The organism is Pseudomonas sp. 2hn (genome assembly GCF_019646095.1).
Taxonomy (GTDB): domain Bacteria; phylum Pseudomonadota; class Gammaproteobacteria; order Pseudomonadales; family Pseudomonadaceae; genus Aquipseudomonas; species Aquipseudomonas peradeniyensis.
Map to the genome: position 1 here is coordinate 2,985,915 of NZ_CP081016.1, position 22,745 is coordinate 3,008,659.

15 protein-coding genes are annotated in these 22,745 nt (G+C 68.1%); 8 read left to right on the top strand and 7 right to left on the bottom strand.

Annotated features, from left to right (window positions below; genetic code table 11):
- Positions 1 to 1,785 carry an ABC transporter ATP-binding protein gene (locus K2O50_RS13440; RefSeq protein WP_050705766.1) on the bottom strand — a complete coding sequence of 595 codons (1,785 nt, stop codon included), beginning with the start codon at positions 1,783 to 1,785 and terminating at the stop codon, positions 1 to 3.
- Between the two features lie 120 nt (positions 1,786 to 1,905).
- The gene (locus tag K2O50_RS13445; RefSeq protein ID WP_050705765.1) at positions 1,906 to 2,421 is read right to left on the bottom strand and encodes a sigma-70 family RNA polymerase sigma factor; all 516 of its coding nucleotides are present in this window, start codon (positions 2,419 to 2,421) and stop codon (positions 1,906 to 1,908) included.
- 218 nt (positions 2,422 to 2,639) lie between these two features.
- Here K2O50_RS13445 and K2O50_RS13450 point away from each other — a divergent pair, with 218 nt between their 5' ends.
- A complete protein-coding gene (locus K2O50_RS13450) occupies positions 2,640 to 4,745 on the top strand; it encodes a condensation domain-containing protein (RefSeq protein ID WP_050705764.1) in 2,106 nt (701 codons plus the stop codon).
- A 126-nt stretch (positions 4,746 to 4,871) separates the two neighbouring features.
- Here the strand turns inward: K2O50_RS13450 and basC are convergent, their stop codons facing one another.
- Both basC and K2O50_RS13460 read right to left on the bottom strand, forming a co-directional pair.
- The gene (gene basC / locus K2O50_RS13455) at positions 4,872 to 6,191 is read right to left on the bottom strand and encodes a putative histamine N-monooxygenase (RefSeq protein WP_050705763.1); all 1,320 of its coding nucleotides are present in this window, start codon (positions 6,189 to 6,191) and stop codon (positions 4,872 to 4,874) included.
- A gap of 61 nt (positions 6,192 to 6,252) precedes the next feature.
- Complete coding sequence (locus K2O50_RS13460; RefSeq protein WP_259470154.1) at positions 6,253 to 10,539, bottom strand: amino acid adenylation domain-containing protein; 4,287 nt, start codon at positions 10,537 to 10,539, stop codon at positions 6,253 to 6,255.
- A 129-nt stretch (positions 10,540 to 10,668) separates the two neighbouring features.
- Between K2O50_RS13460 and K2O50_RS13465 the strand changes: the two genes are divergently transcribed.
- The 7 genes from K2O50_RS13465 (at position 10,669) to K2O50_RS13495 (ending at position 18,958) form a co-directional block, all read left to right on the top strand.
- A complete protein-coding gene (locus K2O50_RS13465; protein ID WP_050705761.1) occupies positions 10,669 to 11,841 on the top strand; it encodes an isochorismate synthase MenF in 1,173 nt (390 codons plus the stop codon).
- A 26-nt stretch (positions 11,842 to 11,867) separates the two neighbouring features.
- Positions 11,868 to 13,469, top strand: coding sequence for a (2,3-dihydroxybenzoyl)adenylate synthase (locus tag K2O50_RS13470; protein WP_050705760.1), 1,602 nt, complete (start codon positions 11,868 to 11,870; stop codon positions 13,467 to 13,469).
- Positions 13,470 to 13,486: 17 nt separating this feature from the next.
- Positions 13,487 to 14,353 carry an isochorismatase gene (locus tag K2O50_RS13475; RefSeq protein ID WP_050705759.1) on the top strand — a complete coding sequence of 289 codons (867 nt, stop codon included), beginning with the start codon at positions 13,487 to 13,489 and terminating at the stop codon, positions 14,351 to 14,353.
- Positions 14,353 to 15,102, top strand: coding sequence for a 2,3-dihydro-2,3-dihydroxybenzoate dehydrogenase (gene dhbA / locus K2O50_RS13480; RefSeq protein ID WP_050705787.1), 750 nt, complete (start codon positions 14,353 to 14,355; stop codon positions 15,100 to 15,102). Before K2O50_RS13475 ends, dhbA begins: the two co-directional genes overlap by 1 nt.
- Before the next feature lie 80 nt (positions 15,103 to 15,182).
- Positions 15,183 to 16,466, top strand: coding sequence for a histidine decarboxylase (locus K2O50_RS13485; protein WP_052896505.1), 1,284 nt, complete (start codon positions 15,183 to 15,185; stop codon positions 16,464 to 16,466).
- 421 nt (positions 16,467 to 16,887) lie between these two features.
- Positions 16,888 to 17,955 carry a GNAT family N-acetyltransferase gene (locus tag K2O50_RS13490; protein ID WP_050705758.1) on the top strand — a complete coding sequence of 356 codons (1,068 nt, stop codon included), beginning with the start codon at positions 16,888 to 16,890 and terminating at the stop codon, positions 17,953 to 17,955.
- A gap of 88 nt (positions 17,956 to 18,043) precedes the next feature.
- Positions 18,044 to 18,958: a fatty acid desaturase gene (locus tag K2O50_RS13495; RefSeq protein ID WP_259470155.1), complete on the top strand. Its 915-nt coding sequence runs from the start codon at positions 18,044 to 18,046 to the stop codon at positions 18,956 to 18,958.
- Between the two features lie 94 nt (positions 18,959 to 19,052).
- Here the strand turns inward: K2O50_RS13495 and K2O50_RS13500 are convergent, their stop codons facing one another.
- The 3 genes from K2O50_RS13500 to K2O50_RS13510 all read right to left on the bottom strand — a co-directional run bounded on the left by K2O50_RS13500 (position 19,053) and on the right by K2O50_RS13510 (position 22,744).
- Complete coding sequence (locus K2O50_RS13500; protein ID WP_050705756.1) at positions 19,053 to 20,393, bottom strand: LLM class flavin-dependent oxidoreductase; 1,341 nt, start codon at positions 20,391 to 20,393, stop codon at positions 19,053 to 19,055.
- The gene (locus tag K2O50_RS13505) at positions 20,380 to 21,924 is read right to left on the bottom strand and encodes a DHA2 family efflux MFS transporter permease subunit (RefSeq protein ID WP_050705755.1); all 1,545 of its coding nucleotides are present in this window, start codon (positions 21,922 to 21,924) and stop codon (positions 20,380 to 20,382) included. Before K2O50_RS13505 ends, K2O50_RS13500 begins: the two co-directional genes overlap by 14 nt.
- A 70-nt stretch (positions 21,925 to 21,994) precedes the next feature.
- Positions 21,995 to 22,744, bottom strand: a complete 750-nt coding sequence (locus K2O50_RS13510) for a tRNA-dependent cyclodipeptide synthase (protein ID WP_050705754.1) — start codon at positions 22,742 to 22,744, stop codon at positions 21,995 to 21,997.
- Between the last annotated feature and the right edge of the window lies 1 nt (position 22,745).

Here is a 22,745-nt window from a genome sequence, read left to right on the forward strand (position 1 = left end):
TCAGTGCTCCTCCACCTGCGCGGTCGCCCGCGCCTTGGCATAACCCCCGGCAGCCCACAAGCGGGCGTACAGGCCGCGCCGGGCCAGCAGTGCGTCGTGATTGCCGCGTTCGGCGACCGTGCCTTGGTCCAGCACCAAGATCTGGTCTGCGTGCATCACCGTGTCCAGGCGGTGAGCGATCACCAACAGCGTGCGGCCCTGGGCGAAGCGCGACAGTGCCTGCTGCAGCTTGACTTCGTTCTCGGCGTCGGCCGCCGCGGTGGCTTCGTCGAGCACCAGCACCGGCGGGTCGAGCAGCACGGCGCGGGCGATGCTCAGCCGTTGCAGCTCGCCGCCGGAGAACTGCACGTCTTCGCCGATCACCGCGTCGTAGCCGCGTGGTTGGGCAAGGATGCGCTCGTGAATATTGGCGATCCGCGCCGCCGCCTCGATCTGCTCCTGGCTCGCCGAAGGCCGGCCCAGGGCGATGTTTTCGCGCACACTGGCATGGATCAGCCGCACGTCCTGCAGGACGAAGCCGATGCGTCGATACAGCTGGGCGCTGTCGATCTGGCGCAGGTCGACGCCGCCCAGGGTGATGCGCCCGGCGCTGGGGTCGAAGAAGCGCAGCAGCAGGCGCGCCAGGGTCGACTTGCCGGCCCCTGAAGCACCGACCACCGCCGTTACCGTGCCGGGTTCAAGGGTGAACGACACCTCGCTCAGTACCGGATTGCGCGGGTCGTAGTGATAGCCCAGGCCCTGCACTTCGATCCGCGCATCGGTCGGCAGCTTGCCGGCGCCCTGGCTGTCGGTATCCAGCACCGGCGTGCGCAGCAGCGCCTGCACGCGCTGGGCGGCGCCAGTGGCGTTGTTCAGGTCGTGGGTGATATAGGCCAGCAACAGCAGCGGCGCGCAGATGCCCGGCGCCACCAGGGCGAACGGCAGCACCTGCACCGGGGTGATCCAGCCCAGGCCGACGAACAGCGTGCCGAACGCCAGCACCACGCCGAGCACCGACACCGGGGCGATCATTGCGTTGGCATTGGCCATGGCGCTGACCAGCGGCCGGGTGAAGTCGGTGAAGGCCGCGGCGAAGGCGTCCACCGCCTCGCGGTAGCTGCCATGGGCCTTGCGCTGGCCACCGAAGGCCTTGACCACCGGGATGCCGTTGACGAACTCGACCACCGCCTGGTTGATCCGCCCCATGCCGGCGCCGAAGGCCTGCATGTTGCGGGCGCTGGCCTGGTGGGCGCGGGCGAAGAACAGGAAGAACAGCGGGAACGGCAGCATCGACACGATCGCCATGCGCCAGTCCATGGCGAACAGGTAGACGATCGAGGCCAGCACCGCCCCGGCGCTGCGCCCGAGGGTAGTATAGAAGTGTGCGGTGAGGCTGTGCAGGATGCCGATGTCGTCCTGCATGGCCTGCTTGACCTCGCCTGAGGCGCGGCTGGTGAACCAGCCCAGCGGCACCCGCGCCAGGCGGCGGATGATCGCCAGGCGCAGCGTGCCGGTGATGTGGTTGTCGGCCAGGTGCGCGACCAGGTCGCCCAGCGAGATCAGCGCCATGCCGGCGAACAGGCAGCCCAGCCCCACGGCGATGACCGGCCAGGCCTGGTCGAGGCCCTGCCCGCCGGCCAGGGCCAGCCGGGCGACTTCGGCGATGGCCGCCAGCGGCGCCAGGGTCAACATGGCGCCCAGGGCGGCGAGCAACCCGGCGACGATCAATCGGCCGCGTATCGGCGCAAGCACCGCGGCGACCGGTCCACGGGCGGACGGGTCCGCCACCCCTTGTTCAACACTCATGAATGCTCCTTTTCAGCACGAGGCGCGGACCGGGCCGTCCCAGGGGCGCCCTGCCCGCATGTCCTTCTCAACCTGTATTCCGCACGAGGCGGGCAAACCCGCAAGAAAATCTGCGCGCCCTCAGGCGCCGCCCAGCCGGTAGCGCCTGCAAGTGCGCAGGCCGGCGGCGATGTACTTTTCCACCGAGGACACCGAAACCCGCAGCTCGTCGGCGATGGCGCGGTGGGCCATGCCGTCGAGGCGGCACAGCAACAGGGCCTGGCGCGCCTTGGGCGAGTGCCGCTGCAGGGCGCTGTCGATCGCCCCCAACGCTTCGACTACCAGCGCCCGCGCCTCCTCCGACGGCACCCGTGGCTCGGGCAGCAGGCCATGGTCTTCGAGGTAGCGGGTTTCGCGCTGGCGGCGGCGGTACAGGTCGATGACCTTGCCGTTGGCGATCTGCGTGAGGTAGCAGCGCGATTGCTCGGCGCTGGGCACCTGGCCCTTGTTCATCAGGTGCAGGTAGATGTCGTGGGCCAGGTCCGCCGCATCCACCGAGTTGCCGAGCTTGCGCCGCAGCAGGTCGCACAACCAGCCGTGATGATCCTGGTACAGCTGGTGCAGCTGCTGACGAAGCGCGAACGTTCCGTTGTCCACGGTACCTCTCCCTGAGCGTGGTGCATTCCAGACGGCTTGCTTTGACGTGCGCCAATCTAGATGATAATTATTTGCATCTTTCACACCATAACGAATCCCCGGGATTCACGCAATGCACCCCGGTGGTGCAACCCCTCTGCGCGGCCACTCACCGCGATCCATGGATGGCAGTGAAGGCCGACGCGGGCCTTGAACGATCGAACAGCAGGAAGCTAGCTATGTTGGAACGCAACATCACCCCACCCTCGCCCCAGGCCCTGGACGAACACGAGGAACTCGCCTGGTTCGCCCAGCAGCAGCAACCCGAACAGCTGCACCGGCAACTGGGCGCCTGGCGTCTTGGCCCCCGGGCCGACCTGTCGTTGCTGGCCCTGGCCGTGCAGGCGGTGGTCGAAGCCACGCCGGGCCTGAACAGCCGCTACCACTTCAGCGACGACGGCGACCTGTACAAGACCCAGGAACCCGGCTGGTATCCGTGCCTGCGCATCGAACGGAGCGCGGCCGAGGGCATGGACGCCCTGTTGCGGGCGCGCCAGGCGGCGCCCTGGCATTCCACCACGCAGCCGCCGTTCGAGGCCCTGCTGCTGGCCGGCGACCAGCAGGCCGCGCTCGGCCTGCTCTGCCATGCGGTGCTGCGCCAGTCGCCGCAAGCCCTGCTCGAACGCATCCGCGCCGAATACGACACCCTGGCCGGCGACCAGCCACTGCAGCTCGAGTCGCTGTCCCAGGCGCCCTCTACGGACATCGCGCAACGCATTCTCGATGCGTTCCGCCAGGCCCTGGCGGAGCCTGGCATGACCCTGGACGATGACTTCTTCGACATGGGCGGCCACTCGCTGCTGGCCACCCGGATCATCGGGCGCCTGCAGGGCGAGCACGGCATCGAACTACGCTTCAGCGACTTCTTCGCTTCGCCCAGCGCGTCGGCGCTCGCTACCCGTGCCAAGCTGAGCCAAGGGCAAGCCAGCCAGGCCAGCGATCAGGCCGGGGATATCCAGCAGGCACCGATGGCCCTGGCCCAGGCGTCGTTGTGGCGCGCCTGCGCGGCGTTCGACTACGGCACCATTTTCAACCTGCCCTTTGCCCTGGACTTCCACGACCCCGTGGACGAAGCGCTGCTGCAGCAAGCTTTCAGCGACCTGCTGGAGCGCCACGCCAGCCTGCGCACCACCTACCATGGCGAAGGCGACAGCGCCTGCCAGCGCATCGTGCCGTTGGCCGAACTGGGCCGCTACAAGTGGTTCTGGAACAGCGCCGAGAGCACCGGCGCGAGCCTTGCCAGCGAGGCGAAGCACCGCTTCGACCTGGCCCGCGAACTGCCACTGAGGCTACGCCTGCTGCGTGACCCGCACAGCGGCCACCAGGTGCTGTCGTTCCTGGTCCATCACATGGCCATCGACGAGTGGTCGCTGAACGTGATCATGGCCGAACTGGCCGAGGCCTACCTGGCCCGTGCCCAGGACCGTGCGCCGCAATGGCCGGCGGCGGCGCGCACCTTCCACGAATTCGCCCTCGCCCAGAGTGCCCAGGGCCCGAACCCGCGCCACCTGGCGTACTGGACCGAACTGCTGCGCGACGCCACCCGCGGCCTTGCCCTGCCCGCCTGGGATGATGCCACGCTGCTGCCCGCCGACCAGGCGACCACCCGTGCGCGCTGGCTGGAGCTGCGTCCCGCACCCGGCGTGCTGGAGCAACTCGGCGCCAGTGCCCGGCAGCACCAGTCATCGCTGTTCAGCGTGATCTACACCGCCATCGCCCTGTCGCTGCACAAGCTCGGCAACCTCTCGGACCTGGTGATCGGCACCTCGGCCTCGGGGCGTACGGACCCGGCGTTCTTCGACACCGTCGGCTACTTCACCACCATGGTCGCCCACCGTGTGCAGTTCGCCCCGGAACAGTCGTTGGGCGAGCTGCTGGGCGATGTGACGCGGATGATCAACGACTCGATGGCCTATGCCGACGTGCCCATGGAGACCATCCAGCAGGCGCTGGGCATGACGCCCGCCGAGGGCCTGATGTTCGATGTGTACGTGCAGATCCATGCCAACAACGCCCTCAATGGCGCCCTGCGCACGCCCGAGGGCCAGGCGATCCGCTACAAGCAGATCGACCCGGACAAGAGCGAGTCGATGTTCGGCCTGCAGTTCGAGATCATGGAGGATGTGTTCGACGGCCAGCGCTCGCTGCGCCTGGTGGTCACCTACCGCAGCGAGCGCTACAGCGCCGCCCAGGTCGAGCGCCTGTGCGCGATGATTTCGGCGGCGTTCGGGGTATTTGCCGAGGCGGATGCCGGCCGGCGGGCGCTGGGCGACGTGGTGTTGTAAGCATCACCAGCGTGGGAGCGGGCTTGCCCCGCGATGCGGTACAGCACCGGCTTCGCCGGTGATCGCGGGGCAAGCCCGCTCCCACGCAGTCCGATTTAAATCAGGGCTGCGCAGCAGCCCCATCGTTCAGTCCTGCGGCAACCCATAGCGCTGGAACGACGACCGCTGCGGCACCCGATACTGCGCCCGGCCCAGCAACTGGTTGAGGATCACCGCATTGCGCACCGGCCCCAGCCCCAGGTCCGGCGAACCGACGCCATGCTGGAAGATCTCCGCGTTCTGCACGAACACCCGGCCACTGCCGCCATCGCAGCGCTGCGCGGTGAAATCCTCGCCGACGATGCAGTCGCCATGCGCGTCGGTGGCCAGCACCGTGCCCTTGAGCTGCTCGAACCACTGCGGCCAGGCATGGGCATAGCCGGTCGCCGCGACGATCGCATCGGTTTCCAGGGTCGCACGCTGGTCCAGCTGACGGTGGCGGAAGGTCATGCGCAGGCCCGCCGAGGCCAGGTCCTCAACCGTCTCCACCTCGCAGCTGGACAGCAGCGTCAGACCTGGTTCGCGCCCGCCGATGGAGCGTTCGTAGATCAGGTCGTAGATAGCGCCGATAGTGGAAAAACTGATGCCCTTGTACAGAAGGCCCTGCTCCGCGACGATCTCGCGGCGCTTGTCCCGGTCCAGGGTGTGGAAGTAGTTCATATAGGCCGGGGTGAAGCACTCCTGGCCAAGCTTGGAGTACTCCATGGGATGGAAGCCCCCTGAACGGGTGATCCAGTGGATCGACGCTCCTGCCTCCACCTGCTCCGGCGTCAGCGCATTGAACAGGGCCAGCACGCACTCTGCCGCGCTCTGCCCGGAGCCGACCACCACCACGCGCCGGCACTGCTCCAGTTCGCCCTGGCGCTTGCCGAACTCCGCCGAGTGCAGCACCGGCGCCTGGCTGCGGGTGCGCGCCCAGGCCGGCAGCCACGGCCGGGTGCCGAGGCCGATGGCCAGGTCTCGGCTGCTGTAGCGCCGCTCCAGGCCCGACACCGACACGCTGTCGATGACGAAGCGCTCGCTGCCGCCATCGTAGTGCACCCCGGTGACCTCCTCGCCGAAGTGGCAGGCCGGCAGCTGGCGCGCGGCCCAGCGGCAATAGTGATCGTATTCGCGCCGGGGCACCTGGAAGTGGTCGTAGTAGTAGAACTGGAACAAGCGGTCGTGCTGGTGCAGGTAGTTGAGGTAGCTCAACGGGTGGCACGGGTCGGCCAGGGTCACAAGGTCGGCGAGAAACGGCACCTGCAAGGTGGTGCCCGGCAGCAGCAGGCCCTCGTGCCAGCGAAATTCCGCCTTGCGCTCGAGGAACGCGCAGCGCAGGTCCGGGTGGCGCGACAGCAACGCGGCCAAGCCCAGGTTGAACGGTCCGATGCCGATGCCGGCGATGTCTACGGTTGCTATGTCCATATGCTCGATGATTTCCCAAAAACTACGGATGGCGCCCTGGGTGCGGCCCAGGGCGGTTGATTCAGGCAGGCGTGGCGGCGAGCAGTCGCTCAACGTCTTCGACCGTGCGACACGGCAGCAGCTGTGCGGGCGACAAGCGCACCGCGAAGGCCTCGCCCAGGCGTGCGGCCAGGGGTTTGAGGTGCTGCGGGCGCAGGCCCATGGCGAGGAAGTCCAGGGCCGGCTGCGTGACGCCGAGCACCTGCTGATAGATCGCCAGCACCTGGGCGCAACGCTGCGGGTCACTGGGCGTCGCTGCCGGCGGCTGCTCGGTTTCGCCTTCCAGCAACGTGCGGGCGCGGCGGCGGTCCGGCTTGCCATTGGCCGTCAACGGCAACTCGGCTACCTCGACGAAGCGCGTGGGCACATGGGATTGCGCCAGCAACGCCCGGGCATGCTCGCGCAACGCCACGGCGCCGGGTGGCGCGCCTTTGCGCCGCACATAGAGCGCGCCGATGCAGGCCTCGCCCTGTTGCGTGTCGCCGTAGTCCACCACCAGCACCTGCTGCACCGCCGGATGGCGGATCAGCTCGATCTCGATGTCCGGCAGCGACACGCGCACGCCGCGCACCTTCACATAGCCATTGACCCGGCTGTCGAACAGCAGCACGCCGTCCTCGCGGTAGCGGCCACGGTCGCCGGTGCGGAAAGCCCGCACCGGCGCACCGTGCTCGTCGAGCACGCTGACGAAGTCGTTCTGCACCAGCTCACCCTCTTGCAGGTAGCCCAGGGCCAGGCCCACGCCACTGGTGTGAATACGCCCGGCGACGCCCTGTGGGCAATGCTCGCCGTGCTCGTCCAGCAGCCAGTAGCGGTTGCCCGGCAATGGGCATCCATAGGGCACCCTGGCGCGGTCCTGGTCGCCGATCTCGTGCCAGATGCTCCAGATGGTGGTCTCGGTCGGCCCGCCCAGGGACACCAGGCGTGCCGCCGGCAACTGCTCGCGCAGCTCGGCGATCACCGCCGGCTTGATGTAGTCGCCGCCCTGGGCCAGCAGGCGCAGGCTGCGCAATCCATCGCCCTGGCGACAGGCCAGGAGCATTTCGAGAATGGCCGGCACCGAGCACCACAGACTCACGCCATGCTGCCTGACCAGCTGGTTCCAGCGCAGCGCGTCCTTTTCCTCGCCGGGCTCGGGCAGTACCAGCGCCGCCCCGGCGCAGAGGCTGCCGAACACGTCGAACACCGACATGTCGTGGTGCAGCGGGGTCACCGAGATAAACACATCGTCGCGGCTGACCTGCCACTGCGCCAGGGTGCTGCCGATGACATTGGCCGTGGCGCGGTTGTTCAGCACCACGCACTTGGGCTTGCCGGTGGTGCCGGAGGTATAGAGGTAGTAGGCCGGTGCGGTGCTGGCCGACAACGCCGCCAGGCCCGTCAGGTCCAGGGCGGCCGGCGGGCTGGCCAGCAGTGGCGCGGCGCTGTCGACCACCAGCGCCGGCTGGCAGTTGTCCAGCAGGTAGCGCAGGCGCTCCTCGGGCGCCGCCGCGTCGATCGGCACCCAGACCAGCCCGCTCAGGGCGCAGGCCAGGGTCGTCATGCTGTGCTCGGGACTGCGCGGCAGGCAGATCGCGACCACTTGGCCAGGCTGCAGGCCCCGTGCCTTGAAAGCCTGGGCGATGCGGGCGACGCCCTCGCCCAGTTCGGCGTAGCTGATCCGCCGCTCGCCATGCAATAAGGCGATGCGTGCATTGTCCGGGCCGAACAGGTTGTGGGCGATGCGCCCGAGGAAATCGACAGGTTCGGCCTGCGCCTCGCTGCTGTTCAGGCGGTAGTGGCCAAGGTCGATGAACTGCCGTGCCTGGACCTCGAACGCGGCCTGCCCGCCCAGTTGCGCCACCGCCTGGCCAAAGGCTGCGAGCAACTGCCCGACCCAGCGGCCATCGACCGCTTCGCGGGCATAGTCGATCTCGAACGCCAGGCCTCCCTCGGCGGTGTTGCAGAAACGGATGTCCATGGCCACCTGGGGTGTCTGGGTCAGGCCTGCGCTCAAGGTCATCGGACCCTCGACCGCGCCCACCGGCCAGGACAGGCCATTGGTCAACACCACCGGCAGTGCCGGGCCCGGGCCGTTGCTGTCGTACAGCAGGCGCGCCAGGTCCACGCCGGAGAACGCCAGGTGCTGCAGCCCCTCCAGCACGTCGGCCTGCAGGCGTTTGGCGCGCTCGGCGAACGTCGGCAGTTTGTGTTGCCAGTCGAGGGCGATGAAGCTGGAACGGTTGGCGAACGCGCCGTCCTGTGGCGGTGCCACCGGCACCGCTACGCACAGGCTGCCCTCGTCGAGCCAGTGGCCGAGCACTTCCAGTACCACGGCCATGATCGTCGAGTTCTTGAACAGCCCCTCGCGCGCACCGGCGCGGCTCAACGCCTTGTACGTCGGGGCCGGGATCACCTGGCGCTGGCGTGCGTATCGGGCCACGCCGACCTTGTCCAGGGCGCAGCGCCAAGGCAGCCGTGGCGCGCCATCGACCTCGGCCAGCTTTGACTTCCAATACTCGGCATCGGCCTTGCGCACCTCGCTCCGGTCGACGACGACTGCCGTCGGCTCGCTGGCAGTCAGCGGCTGGCAATGCCCGTCGAACAGCTCGATCATCAAGGTGGCGATGGAGCGTCCATCGAGGATCAGCGCATCGAAGCGCACGAACACCACCAGCTCGCCCTGCGGCAGCTGGAAGGCGGTGACATTCCAGGGCGGCCCGGCCAGGTCGAACAGCGCGTGGGCATAGGCCTCGCGACGGACCTCGAGCTGCGCCTGGGCTTGCTCGGCCGTCAATGCGTGCAGGTCGATCACCTCCAGGTTGACCTGCACCTGGTCGCTCAACGACTGGGTCAGTGCCTGGGCATCGATGCGGGTGCGCAGGCTGTCATGGCGACGCACCATGTCCGTGAGGCGGCTGCGCAGCAGCGCCAGGTCCATGCGCCCGCGGTACTCACGGAACTCCTGCATGGCCACGCCGCCCAGCGTCAGATGCTCGCCACGCCCCAGCAGGTAGGCCTGCTGCAGGGCATTCAAGGGGCGATCCCGGCTGGCCGCGATCGTCAAAGGCTGGTGCAGGGCGCCCGTGTCGGCAGCCACCGCGACGGCCAGGGCAATGAAGCGCTCGAACAGTGCCTGGACCCAATCCGCCGGCAGTGCGTCCAGGCGCACATCCCAGTTGACCAGCAAGCCGCCATCGACCTGGGCCACCTGCGCATCCAGCGCCACCTGCGGACCCTGGGAGATCACCCAGTCCATCGGCCCGAACACCCGGCCCACGCGCTCGGAGAACAGCTCGCCACCGGGCAGGTCCAGCCCTGCGGTGAACACCACCGGCGCCAGTTGCGGCGTGCCGTGATGGCGAGACAGGTCGCGCATCAGGTCTACGCCTGGATAGGCGCTGTGCGCCAGGCGTTCGACCAATTGCCGGTGCAGGTCCTGGCACAGCGCGGCAAGGCTGGCGACGCCGGTGAAGTCGACATCGACCAGCACCAGGTTGGCGAACTCGCCGACGATCCGTTGCACCGGCTCCAGCACCGGTTCGCGCCAGAACACCGGGACGTTCAGGCGCAGACGCCGATCGCCGGTGTGCTCGCCCAGGGCGGTGGCAAACAGCCCGAGCAGCAACGCCGACGAGGTGATCCGCTGCACCCGCGCCGCCTGCTGCAAGGCGCGGTACTGATCGGGTTCGAGCCGGGTGGCAAAGCGCTCGCTGCGTGCAGGGCCCGGGGCAAGCAAGGGCAACGTCGGCGCCGGTGCGATCTGCGCCAGGCGTGTCCGCCACCAGGCGCGGTCGCGGCTGCGAGCATCGCGCAGGTCGGCATCGGCACGCGCCTGGTCCAGCCAGTCGAAGTAGCTCGGCGTGCTCGGCAGCATGGTTTCAGGGGTGTCGTACAGCCGGGCCAGGTCTTCCATCAGCACCCGGAAGCTGGACGGGTCCACCGCGATCATGTCGGTGTCCACGTGCAGCCGAGCGGCATTGCCCGGCAACAGGCTCAGGCCGAAACGCGCACCCTGGCCAGCACCCAGGTCCAGGCGCTGGTGGCTCCACTGGAGACGTTTCTCCAGCAGGCGTCGCTCCACGGCGGGCCCGTCCAGATCGCTGAAATCCTCAAGCTCCAGATGGGCGCGCAGCGTCTCGTCGATGCTCTGCCGCCCCTGCCCGTCGATGCGCAGCCTGAGCATCGGATGTGCCCGGTACAGCCCCTCAAGTGCGCCCGCAAGGCGCGCCACATCGATGGCCTGGCCATCGAACTCGGCATACAGGTGCGCGCTGACGCCACCCAGTGCCGCATGTGCATCCCGCCCGATCCAACAGGCGGCCTGCATCGAAGTTAACTCTCTCATCGCTTACCCGCGTGGTTGACAAATCCATGTGTTTCGCGTCCTCATATTTACTAACGAGAATGATTATATTTCAAGGTTTTCTTTCTCACCCATCGGCCAAGGAGGCTACCCATGAAGACAGGCACCCTGCGTTTGCAAGACAGGGACACCGTGCCGCTCAGCCAAGAGGACTCGAGCTTTTCATTCACATCCGGCGACCGCGAGCTGAGCGTCAGCGGCCTGCGCGAGCGGATCGACACCCCGGCCAACGGCAGCCACCTGGCCGGTAGCGCGCTGCGGCGCAGCATCGACCAGGCCTTCGAACGCGCCCGCCAGGCCGGGCAGGACAACCCGATCGTGGTCGGCGCCATCCCCTTCGACAGCACCCAGGCTTGCAGCCTGTACGTTCCCCAGGCCTATGCCTGGCAGCAGCGCACCGCGGCGCCCGCCCAGGCCGGCGCGCTGCCGGCGCTGCACAGCCAGACCAACATCCCCGACGAACACGGCTTCAAGCGCGCCGTGTGCCATGCCATCGTCAACTTCCAGCACAGCGATGTGCGCAAGGCCGTGCTTTCGGTGCAGCGTGAACTGCACTTCGCCGCGCCCGTGGACCCGGCACAGGTGCAGGCCAACCTCAAGGCGCTGAACCGCGAGGGCTACCACTTCCGCGTGCCCCTGGCCGACGGCGCCACCCTGCTGGGGGTGAGCCCGGAGCTGCTGGTGCACAAGCAAGGCACGGCGTTCGTCAGCAATCCGCTGGCAGGCTCTGTGCGGCGCATGGCCGACCCTGCGGCCGACCGCGCCAACGCGCAATGGCTGGCGGCATCTGAGAAGGACCACTACGAACACCGCCTGGTCACCGAGGACATCGCCCAGCGCGTCGGCGAGCTGTGCAGCCGCCTGCAGGTCCCCGAGCGGCCGTCGCTGATCAGCACCGCCGCGCTGTGGCACCTGTCCACCCGCATCGAGGGCGAACTGGCCACGGCCGATATCGACGCCCTGCAACTGGCCTGCCGCCTGCACCCGACCCCCGCCGTGTGCGGCTACCCCACCGAGCGGGCTCGGCAACTGATCCGCTTCGTCGAACCCTTCGAGCGCGGCCTGTTCACCGGCATGGTTGGTTGGTGCGACGCCCAGGGCAACGGCGAGTGGGTGGTGACCATCCGCTGCGGCACCTTCAGCGGCCAGCGCGTGCGCCTGTTCGCCGGCGCCGGCATCGTCGAGGCCTCCAGCCCCGACACCGAATGGAACGAAGTGCAGACCAAGCTCGGCACCATGCTGCGTGCCTGCGGCCTGGACCATTGACCTCAAACCCGCTTTCCGAGATGCCCATGACCATCGAATTCACCCCCTGGCCCGCGGACCGGGCGCAGCGCTATCGCGCCGCCGGCTACTGGAACGACCAGCCGCTCAGCCAACTGCTGATCGAGCGCGCCGCCGCGCAGCCACAGGCCCCGGCGATCCTCTGCGGCGAACGCTGCATCAGCTACGGCGAACTGGACCGGCGCGCTTCCAACCTGGCCTCGCGCCTGGCCGCCCACGGTCTGGGCCAGGGCGACACGGCACTGGTGCAGTTGCCCAACGTCGCCGAGTTCTACATCGTGCTGTTTGCCCTGTTCAAGGCCGGCATCGCCCCGGTCAACGCGCTCTACAGCCACCGCCAGCACGAGCTGGGCGCCTTCGCCCGGCAGATCCGCCCCGCCTTGCTGATCGCCTCGGCCGAGCATGAGGTGTTCCGCAACGACGCGTTCCTCGACGACCTGGCCAAGGAAGGCCTGCGTCCGCAACTGACGCTTATGCTCGATGCCCTCGACGACTGGAGCGCCAGCGCCGATGTGCGCGGCACCCACTACGCGCCCAGCGCTGCCGACGAGGTGGCGCTGTTCCAGCTGTCCGGCGGCAGCACCGGCACCCCCAAGCTGATCCCGCGCACCCACAACGACTATGCCTACAGCGTGCGGGCCAGCGCGCAGATCTGCGCCTTGGACAGCGCCACACGCTTTCTCTGCGCCCTGCCCGCCGCACACAACTACACCCTCAGCTCCCCCGGCGGCCTGGGCGTGCTGCATGCCGGCGGCTGCATCGTCATGGCGGCCAATCCGGAGCCGCTCAACTGCTTCGCCCTGATCGAGCGCCACGCCGTGACCATGGCCGCCCTGGTGCCCAGCGCCGTGGCCCTGTGGCTGCAGGCCGCGCCCGGGCACGCGGCCAAGCTGCGCAGCCTGCGCCTGCTGCAGGTCGGCGGTGCCAGCTTCGCCGAGGCCCTGGCCCGTCAGGTTCCCGAGGTATTGGGCTGCCGCCTGCAACAGGTGTTCGGCATGGCCGAGGGCCTGGTCAACTACACCCGCCTGGACGACAGCGACGAGCAGGTGTTCACCACCCAGGGCCGGCCGATCAGCGAGCTGGACGAGGTGCGCATCCTCGACGAGCAGGGCCAGCCGGTCGCCGACGGCGAGCCGGGCATGCTCGCCACCCGTGGCCCGTACACCTTCTGCGGCTACTACAAGAGCCCCGAGCACAACGCCCAGGTGTTCGACCAGGACGGCTTCTACCACTCCGGCGACATCGTCCAGCGCAGCGCCAATGGCAACCTGCGGGTAGTCGGCCGGGTCAAGGACCAGATCAACCGCGGCGGCGAGAAAGTCGCCTCGGAAGAGATCGAGAACCTGATCGTCATGCACCCGGACGTGACCCACGCCGCCCTGGTGGCGCTGCCCGACGACCTGCTCGGCGAAAAGAGCTGCGCCTTCATCGTCTCGCGCAACCCGCAACTCAAGCCGATCGCCGTGCGCCGCCACCTGATGGGTCTGGGCATCGCCGAGTACAAACTCCCGGACCGGATCCGGCTGATCGACGCCATGCCGCTGACCGCGGTGGGCAAGATCGACAAGAAGCAACTGCGCGCGCTGCTCGCCGTCGCCCCGACCGCCTGACCATCCAAGGACCCGAGATGACCATTCCAACCATCCACGACTATGCCATGCCGCAGCGGGCCAGCTACCCGGCCAACAAGACCCAGTGGCAGCCCGACCCGGCCCGCGCCGTGCTGCTGATCCACGACATGCAGCGCTACTTCCTGCGTTTCTACCAGCCCGACGGTGCCCTGCTCACCGCCCTGGTGGACAACCTGTCGCGGCTGATCCTGTGGGCCCGCGAGCAGGGCATCCCGGTGGTCTACACCGCCCAGCCCCATGAACAGCCGCCCGAGGACCGCGCCCTGCTCAACGCCATGTGGGGCCCGGGCCTGCCGGCGGCCAGCCCCGAGCAGCAACCGATCATCGACGCCCTGGCGCCGCAGCCGGGCGACACGGTGCTGACCAAGTGGCGCTACAGCGCCTTCCAGCGCTCCGACCTGCTCGAGCGTATGCGCGATTGGCGGCGCGACCAGTTGCTGATCGGCGGCGTGTACGCCCATATCGGCTGCATGATCACCGCCGCCGACGCCTTCATGAACGATATCCAGGCGTTCCTGGTAGGTGACGCGGTGGCCGACTTCTCCGAGGAGGAGCACCGCCTGGCCCTGAAGTACGTGGCCACCCGCTGCGGCCATGTCACCGACACCGGCGCCCTGCTGACCCAACCCGCGGGCGAGACCACCCGCGATTGGCTGCATGGCCGGGTGCGCCAGATGATCGAGGACGACAGCGACCTCGACCCACAGGAAAGCCTGATCTTCTACGGCCTGGACTCGCTGCAGGTGATGAAGCTGGCCGCCGAGCTCAAGCAGCGCGGTATCGCCGTCAGCTTCGAGGAGCTGGCCAACGCGCCGACCCTGGACGGCTGGTGGTCGCTGGTGCAAGCGCGGGGGGCCGCCTGATGGCCATGGCCCGTTTCACCGGCCGGCGCGTGCTGGTCACCGGCGCCGCCAGCGGCATCGGCCGCTGCGTGGCGCAGCAGTTTCTCGAGGAAGGCGCCGAGGTCATCGGCCTGGACTGCGAGGAGGCCGACCTGCCGTTCCCGCTGCTGCATGTCGACCTGACCGACCCGGCCGACGTGCAGCGGGTCTGCGACCGCCTCAAGGAGCAGGCGCAGTACCTCGACGTGCTGGTCAATGTCGCCGGCGTGCTGCGCCTGGGGCGCAGTGACGAGGTGTCCTGCGAGGACTGGCAGCGCTGCCTGGATGTCAACGTGAGCGCGCCGTTCTACCTGATGCGCCAGTGGACCCCGGTGTTCCGCCGCCAGCGCCGCGGCGCCATCGTCAACGTCGCCTCCAACGCCGCCCACGTGCCGCGCCTGAACATGGCCGCCTACTGCGCCTCCAAGGCCGCATTGGTCAGCCTGAGTCACTGCGTGGGCCTGGAGCTGGCGCCCTACGGCGTGCGCTGCAACGTGGTGTCGCCGGGCTCGACGCGCACGCCGATGCTCGCCGGTATGCTCGGCGACCCGGCGGGCGAACGCCAGCTGGTCGACGGCTTGCCGGAGCAGTTCAAGCTCGGCGTGCCGCTGGGCAAGATCGCCACGCCCGACGACATCGCCCAGGTGGTGCTGTTCCTGGCCTCCGAGCAGGCCGGGCACGTGACCCTGCAGGATATCGTGGTCGACGGCGGCGCCACCCTGGCCGCCTGAGCCTGATGCGGCACTGACAAGGACTTTCACCCGCACCGCGCTCGGCCCTGGCCGGTCGAGCGCGCACCATGGAGCTGGACATGACATTCTCACCCGCCGACCACAAGCGCCTCGAGGCCTTCTGGCAGTACTGCCTCACCCACCAGTACTTCAACGTCGGCTACCCCGAGTCGGCCGACTTCGACTACAGCCTGCTGCACCGCTTCATGCGCTTTTCCATCAACAACTGCGGCGACTGGAACGAACCCAGCAACTACCTGCTCAACTCCTTCGACTTCGAGCGCGAGGTGATGCGCTTCTTCGCCGAGCTGTTCCACATCCCGTTCGAGGACAGCTGGGGCTACGTCACCAACGGCGGCACCGAAGGCAACATGTTCGGCTGCTACCTGGCCCGCGAGCTGTTTCCCGACGCCACCCTCTACTACTCCAAGGACACCCACTACTCGGTGGCCAAGATCGTCCGCCTGCTGCGCATCAAGGCCCAGGTGGTGGAATCCCAGGCCAACGGCGAGATGGACTACGACGACCTGGTCGCGCGGATCACGGTCGACGGTGAACGCCACCCGATCATCTTCGCCAATATCGGCACCACCTTGCGCGGTGCCACCGACAACATCACCGTCATCCAGCAGCGCCTGGCCCAAGCCGGCATCCGCCGCGAGGACTACTACCTGCACGCCGACGCGGCCCTGAGCGGCATGATCCTGCCCTTCGTCGACGCCCCCGAGCCCTACTCGTTCGCCGACGGCATCGACTCGATCTGCGTCTCCGGGCACAAGATGATCGGCTCGCCGATGCCCTGCGGCATCGTCGTGGCCCGGCGCGGCAACGTCGAGCGCATCTCGGTGGAAATCGACTACATCAGCGCCCGCGACCAGACCATCAGCGGCTCGCGCAACGGCCACACGCCACTGATGATGTGGGCCGCCCTGTGCAGCCGGTCGCTGGAGGATTGGCGCGCACGCATCCAGCGCTGCCTGGACCTGGCCCAGCATGCGGTGGACCGGCTGCGGGCGGCCGGCATCGAGGCCTGGCGCAACCCCAACTCGATCACCGTGGTGTTCCCCTGCCCCTCGGCCAGCGTGTGGAAACGCCATTGCCTGGCCACCTCGGGCGACACCGCGCACCTGATCACCACCGCTCATCACCAGGACAGCACGCAGATCGACGCGCTGCTTGACGAGGTGATCGCCGACCTCAAGGCCCGCACTCGATACCCGCTGCAGGCGCCCCTGGTAGAGGGCCTGGGCAGTCGTACCCGGGTCTACAGCACGGCAGGACTACCTCGGCCTGAGCCGCTGCCGGGCCATGCGAGAGCCACACGCGACAGCGGCCTTGCCCGCCTCAAGGACAGCGATATCTGAACGCCTGGTCGTCTTTACAACCATTTACATGTCAGCCTTTTCCTACAGCGCACTGCTCCTGGACCTGGCGTGCCGAAAAACAGGGGGCGGGCCTGCCCGCCGCCTCGGCACCTTGCCTAGGCAACGCGTTGCCGCTTCCTGCCGATACCCGTTTGACGGCCCCCTGTGTGGCTCTATAGTCCCTTTCCTGCCAGCGCCAAGGATTTGCGCTGGCCTTGAACAAGAACCCGCCATGTACAGGAGTCGCATGATGGCCATGCTCACGGATGACGCCCCCTCGCCTCACCCTCTATACGAATCGCCCCGCCGCGCCGACCTGCGACGACATCCCCGTCACTGACCCCAGCCCCGCCACGTGCCCGTGACCTGCCTTGGGCGGTCACTGCCTTCGTTCGCCTTCAATAAAGACAAAAGGTGCGTCATGACTGCGACCCGTTCGCCGCAAACGGCCGTTGCGCCGTTGCCGGAAACCGAAACACTGCGCTATCGCCCGGCCAGCTCCACCGATATCGAAGCCCTCGCCGCGCTGTTCCAGCAGGTCTATGGGCAGACCACCCACCCTTGCCAGAGCCCGGACTATATCCGCCACTCGATGGGCAGCGGGCAACAGCAATGGTTCGTCGCCGAGGCCCAAGGCCAGCTGCTCGGATGCTGCTGCATCGCCCGCCGCCCCTGGAACCGCTCGTGGGAAGTCTGCCACGGGGTGATCCACCCCGATGCGCGCAGGACCGGCGCCATTTCCAGCCTGGTGCGCCTGGGCTTCGAGACCCACCGGCCCGAGCCCCTGGAGCTGGGCTTCTACATCACCCGCAACATCGCAAGCCACGGCGTCATGAAGAAGATTCGCCCCGCGGTGCTGGTGGGGCACGACGGCGGTCCGGACAAGGTCGACGGCCTGCGCGAGTATCACCTGACCGCCATCCACCCGGTGCCCCAGGCTGGCTTTGTGCATGTCGCGCCCTGGTACGTGACCACCCGCGCCGCCGACTTCGTCCGCCGCCTGCTCTACCCCGCCCTGCAGCTCGCCGTCACCCCCGGCAACTACCCGGACACCTTCCTCAGCGGCCCCACCGGCGCCGAACGTCATGGCCAGCTCAGCTACAGCCACGATCCCCAGGCCGGCGCGCTGATGCTGTCGGGCCAGTGCGGTCGCTACCTGTCAAGCCAGGCTGTGCTGGCGGAGCTGGGCGCGCTGCTGCGCCAACATGCGCAGGCGGAGTACGTCAGCCTGGTGATCCTGGCCGACAAGCTGGAGCTGCTGGCCAGCCTGCGCCGCCTGGGCTTTGCCATCACCGCCTACCTGCCGGCCTGGCACCTGGAGAACGGCAGCCGCTACGACTGCCTCCAGCTGGTGTTCCAGGACTTCGCCGTAGCCCCGCGCAGCCATGGTTTCGACGACGACATCGCCCGTTTCGACCTGGCCTACGCACACCTGGCCAACAACCTCTGCAGCATTCCCGCAGCCCCGGCTTCCCGGGCCGCCAGCTAACCGATCGGAGTTTTTGCAAGTGACCAAGGACCAATGGCTTAGTGTAAGAAAACAGATCCCCGACGGCGCCCGGGAACCCTGGACCGTGATGCTCTGGGTCGCTGACCTGCTGTTGTTGGCGGTGGCCTGGAACCTTTGGCTCGCCGACTCCACCGCCTTGCAGTTGCTGGGTCTGGCGCTGGCCGGCCTGGCCACCGTGCAGCTCTACCTGATCATGCACGAGGCGACCCACGGCGCCGCCTCGGCCAACCGCCGGCTCAACGACTTCATCGGCCACTGCGACGGCTGGCTGATCGCCTTGCCGTTCCTGGTCCGCCGGCGCTTCCACATGGCCCACCACACCTGGACCGCGCACCCGGTGAACGACCCGGAGAACCGCGGCATGATCGAGCGCTTCTCAGTGATGACGAAAAAACAGGAGCGCACCCTGGAGTTCGTCTGGAAGCACTGGATCCCGATGATCGCCGCCAACCATTTCCTGCTCAACTGGCGCGCGCCGTTCATTGCCCGGGCCAAGGGTGACAGTTCGCCGAGGATTCTCAAGGAGATCCGCTTCGCCCGCCTGTACCTGGCCGGTTACCTGGCGGCGGCCGTGCTGGCCTGGAGCTTTGGGCACCTGCTGGACCTGGTGCTGTTCTACGGGATCACCTCGGTATTCCTGTTCTTTATGGTCGAGCTGCTCAACCTGCCCCACCACGCCGAGGCGCCGTTGCTTGCGCGAGATGCTGACCGCCTGCAGTTCTGGGAGCAGGACGGGGTATCCCACGACTGCAAGAGCCTGCCGCTGTGGTCGCGCTATGTGATCCTCAACTTCAACCTGCATATCGTTCATCACGCCTTCCCCTCGGTGCCGTGGTACCGCTTGGCCCAGGTGCAGAAGCTGCTGAGCGAGCATGAGCTCGGCCATGCGCCGTCGCAGACCCATGAGTGGGAGTTCGCGGTGAAGAACCGGCGGCGGCCGTTGTTGCAGCTGATGGGGCACTTCTTCGATCAGCGGGGTTGATTTCGCGGCACAAGGCCGCTCCTACACAGGCACGCGATCACCTGTAGGAGCGGCCTTGTGCCGCGAAAGGGGCGCAACGCGCCCCCAGCGATCCTCAGCCCTGAAAATGTCGATTGGGCACATACCGCAACCCCAGGTTCTCCCGCAACGTACGCCCCTCATACTCGCGCCGGAACAACCCCAGCCGCTGCAACTCGGGCACCACCTGCCCGACAAAATCATCCAGCCCACCCGGCAGATGGGTGAACAGCAGGTTGAAGCCATCCGCCGCCCCTTCCTCGAACCAGCAGGCCATCTCCTCGACGATCTGCGAAGGCGTACCCACCAGCAGCCGGTGCCCGCCTGCGCCGAGCCTGGCCAGCAACTGCCTGGCGGTGGGCCGTTCGCGGCGGATCAGGTCCACCACCAGCTGCTGGCGGCTCTGGTGCCGCTCGGTCAGCGGCAACGGCTCCGGCAGCACCACCGGGGCCTCCGCGGGCAGCCGCTCCAGGTCGATGCCGATGTCCAGCAGGAAGGACAACGCCTTGAGCGCCGCCTCCGGATCCACCAGCGCCTGCAGTTGCTCGTGCTTCTCCTGGGCTTCGCTGGTCGTGCGCCCCACCACCGGCGCCAGGCCCGGAAACACCAGCAACGACTCCGGCGTCCGCCCGGCCAGGGCCAGGCGCTGGTGCATGTCGGCGTAGAACGCCCGACCCTCGCTCAAGGTCTGCTGGGCGGTGAACACCAGCTCGGCGCTGTGTGCCGCCAGCGCCCGGCCGGCCTGCGAGGAACCGGCCTGGGCGATCACCGGCCAGCCTTGCACGGGTCGTGGAGCATTCAACGGGCCACGCACGCGGAAATGCTCGCCCTGGTGGTCGAGCACCCGCATGCGCGCGGTCTCCAGCCAGGTACCGGAGGCCTTGTCCAGCGGGAAGGCATCGTCCGCCCAGCTGTCCCAGAGCCCGGTGACCACATCGAAGAACTCCTCGGCGCGGGCGTAACGATCGGCATGGGGCAGGTGCGCCGCCTGGTTGAAATTCTCGCCACCGATCAGCGCGGTAACCAGGTTCCAGCCGGCGCGACCAGCGGACAGGTGATCGAGGGAGGCGAAGCTGCGGGCGATGTTGTAGGGCTCGTTGAAACTGGTGTTGGCGGTGGCGATCAGGCCGATGTGGCGAGTCACCACCGCCAGCGCCGGCAGCAGGGTCAGCGGGTCCCAGCGCAGGCTGTAGGCGCTGCTGCGCAGCACCCGTGGGTCCAGTTCGCCGACGGCGACGTTGTCGTTGAGAAACAGCGCGTCGAAACGCCCGCGTTCCAGGGTCTGGGCGTACTGCCGGTAGCGCTCGAAGTTGATCGAGGCGTCGGCGTCGGCCTGCGGGTGTCGCCAGCTGCCGGCGTGAGCACCGGAGCCGGAGAGAAAGGCGCCCAGCCGCAGGCGGCCGTCACGCCTTGCCATGGCTGGGCTCCTGGGCGGGTACGCTTGCCTTCTTCGCTCGCAGCAGCAAGGTCACGCCACCCCAGACCAGCAACAGGCTGACGGCGAGAAACACCATCAGCGCCTGGTAACCGTCGAGGAACGCGGCATGCACCCAGCCCTGCAGCACATCGCCGCCCTGCCCCAGGTGCTCGCCCAACAAAACCGCCCCCTGCTCCGGCGCCGCTGCCGCCCGGGCCAGCCAGTCGGTCTGCGCGGGCACGCCGCTGGCGGCGGACAACGTATCGGTGGCCACCGCCCGGTACAACCCGACTCCCACCGCCAGCCCGAGCCCACCGCCGACGTTGTGCAGGGTCATCAGCGAGCCCATGGCCACCGAGCTCACCTGCTGCGGCACCGAGGAGATCCCCAGTACCGTCGAAGGCCCGAGGATGCAGGCCCAACCCAGCCCCATCACGGCGAATGCGCCCAACAGATGCAACAGTGAGGTGTGCTCGCCAAATGCCGCCTGCAGCACGGCGGACAGCACGAACAGCAGCAACCCGGCCTGCACCAGCAGCGCCGGGCCCTTGCGATCCACCAGACGCCCCACCAACGGCGACAGCAGCGCCACCCCGAGCGTCGTCGGCAGCAACAGCAGGCCGCTGGCCTGCACGCTCTCGCCACGGATCAACGCCAGGTACAGCGGCATCACGAAGAACGCCACGCAGTAGAACACCGCCAGGCCGAAGCTGGCGGTCACCGCCGCGACGAAGCGGCGGTTGGCGAACAGGCGCAGGTCGATGATCGGCGCCTCGACCCGCAACTCGACCGCGACGAAGGCCAGCAAGGCGAACAACGCCAGCGTCAGCAGGCCCAGGGTAGTGGCCGAAGTCCAACCCCAGGCAGCACCTTGGACGATCACCAGCACCAGGCTTGGCAAGCCCACCAGCAACAGCACCGCACCCAGCCAGTCGAGCCGCGCGCCCTCCTCGCCGGCCCGCGACTCGTCCGCCGCCACTGCGATGATCGCCAAGCTCAGCAGCACGAACGGCACGTTGACCAGGAAAATCCACTGCCAGCCGAAGGCGCTGGTGATCAGCCCGCCCAGCACCGGCCCCGCGGCAAGACCGATGCCGTTGACGCCGAACAGCACACCGAACGCCTTGCCCTGTTCCTCGCTGGCGAAGGTGGCCGCGACGATCGCCCCCGACGCGGTGTACAGCACCGCGCAGGCCAGGCCCTGGGCGACCCGGGCGGCCACCAGGGTATCAATGCCGCTGGCCAGCCCCGCCGCCAGCGAGGCCAGCCCGAACACGCCCAGCCCGATGCCCAGTACCCGCCGACGGCCTTTCAGGTCGGCCAGCCGGCCAACCAGCACCATGGCGCTGGACAGCGCCAGGATGAAACCGTTGATCACCCACTGCAGGCTGTCCACCGAGGCGCCAAGGTCGGCCTGCAGCGCCGGCAGCGCGGTGTTGACGATGGTGAAGTCGACGCAGCCGAGAAAACTGGCGATGCTCACGCCGAGCAAAGCCCACCATTTGCGTTGCTGTTGCGCAAAAACGCCCATGGAAACTCCTGTTCCGGATTTCAGTATGAAGGCCGTCGTCCGTGTGGCGTGGGGCCGGGGTTGCAGCGATTCAGATGGCGATGGCGCTGGCGGCCCAGGCCGGGTGCACCGCCCCTGGCAGGGTGAAGGGAATCGGGATGCCGCGCTTCTTGAACTTCAGCGGCAGCCAGTGCACCCGCTCCGGCGCGTGCGGCTCGACCAGCAGGCGCCGGGCGGTGGCCATGGCATCGGTCATCTGTTGCGGATAGATCACGTAGTCGTACCCCTCCTCGGCCCATTGGGGCAGGATGATCGGCACCTCCTCGAGGATGTACTCGCGGCACTGGGCGGCGGCGCGCTCCAGATCCGCCTCGGGGTCGCGCAATCGCAAACGCTCGATGAACACGCCGATGGTCGCCTCGATGGCACCGCGCAGGTCCTCGCTGTCGCGGTACAGCTGGTTCACCTGCTGGCGCAGCTCGGCGTAGCGGTCCGAGGCCAGCTCCTGGTTCCAGCGGCTGATGCGCACCGGCGCTTCGAGCCCGGCCAGGTACTTGCGGTTGCGCGCCAGCCACGCGTCGCCGTCGCGGATCGACGCCGACAGCGCCTCGCCCGGCGACTTGCCGTGCTTGTTGTGGCGCTGCAAGGTGTCGGCCACCACCACCTTCACCTGGCTGAAGCCGGACTTGTTGATCAGGTGCACGGTGGAGCTGAGCTTGTGCTCCTCGTGGTATTCCTGGCCCACGCTGACCGCCAGCACGCAACGCTTGCCGGTGAAGTCCAGTTCTTCGCCACCCTTGTTGAAATAGGCTTTGAGGTTGATCGCTTCCACATTGCTCATG

Bases quoted from the DNA above. Each gene is read 5' to 3' on its own strand.
- K2O50_RS13440 (WP_050705766.1), bottom strand. From the start codon at position 1,785: ATGAGTGTTGAACAAGGGGTGGCGGACCCGTCCGCCCGTGGACCGGTC.
- K2O50_RS13450 (WP_050705764.1), top strand. From the start codon at position 2,640: ATGTTGGAACGCAACATCACCCCACCCTCGCCCCAGGCCCTGGACGAA.
- basC (WP_050705763.1), bottom strand. From the start codon at position 6,191: ATGGACATAGCAACCGTAGACATCGCCGGCATCGGCATCGGACCGTTC.
- K2O50_RS13460 (WP_259470154.1), bottom strand. From the start codon at position 10,539: ATGCAGGCCGCCTGTTGGATCGGGCGGGATGCACATGCGGCACTGGGT.
- K2O50_RS13465 (WP_050705761.1), top strand. From the start codon at position 10,669: ATGAAGACAGGCACCCTGCGTTTGCAAGACAGGGACACCGTGCCGCTC.
- K2O50_RS13470 (WP_050705760.1), top strand. From the start codon at position 11,868: ATGACCATCGAATTCACCCCCTGGCCCGCGGACCGGGCGCAGCGCTAT.
- K2O50_RS13475 (WP_050705759.1), top strand. From the start codon at position 13,487: ATGACCATTCCAACCATCCACGACTATGCCATGCCGCAGCGGGCCAGC.
- dhbA (WP_050705787.1), top strand. From the start codon at position 14,353: ATGGCCATGGCCCGTTTCACCGGCCGGCGCGTGCTGGTCACCGGCGCC.
- K2O50_RS13485 (WP_052896505.1), top strand. From the start codon at position 15,183: ATGACATTCTCACCCGCCGACCACAAGCGCCTCGAGGCCTTCTGGCAG.
- K2O50_RS13490 (WP_050705758.1), top strand. From the start codon at position 16,888: ATGACTGCGACCCGTTCGCCGCAAACGGCCGTTGCGCCGTTGCCGGAA.
- K2O50_RS13495 (WP_259470155.1), top strand. From the start codon at position 18,044: ATGCTCTGGGTCGCTGACCTGCTGTTGTTGGCGGTGGCCTGGAACCTT.
- K2O50_RS13500 (WP_050705756.1), bottom strand. From the start codon at position 20,393: ATGGCAAGGCGTGACGGCCGCCTGCGGCTGGGCGCCTTTCTCTCCGGC.
- K2O50_RS13505 (WP_050705755.1), bottom strand. From the start codon at position 21,924: ATGGGCGTTTTTGCGCAACAGCAACGCAAATGGTGGGCTTTGCTCGGC.
- K2O50_RS13510 (WP_050705754.1), bottom strand. From the start codon at position 22,744: ATGAGCAATGTGGAAGCGATCAACCTCAAAGCCTATTTCAACAAGGGT.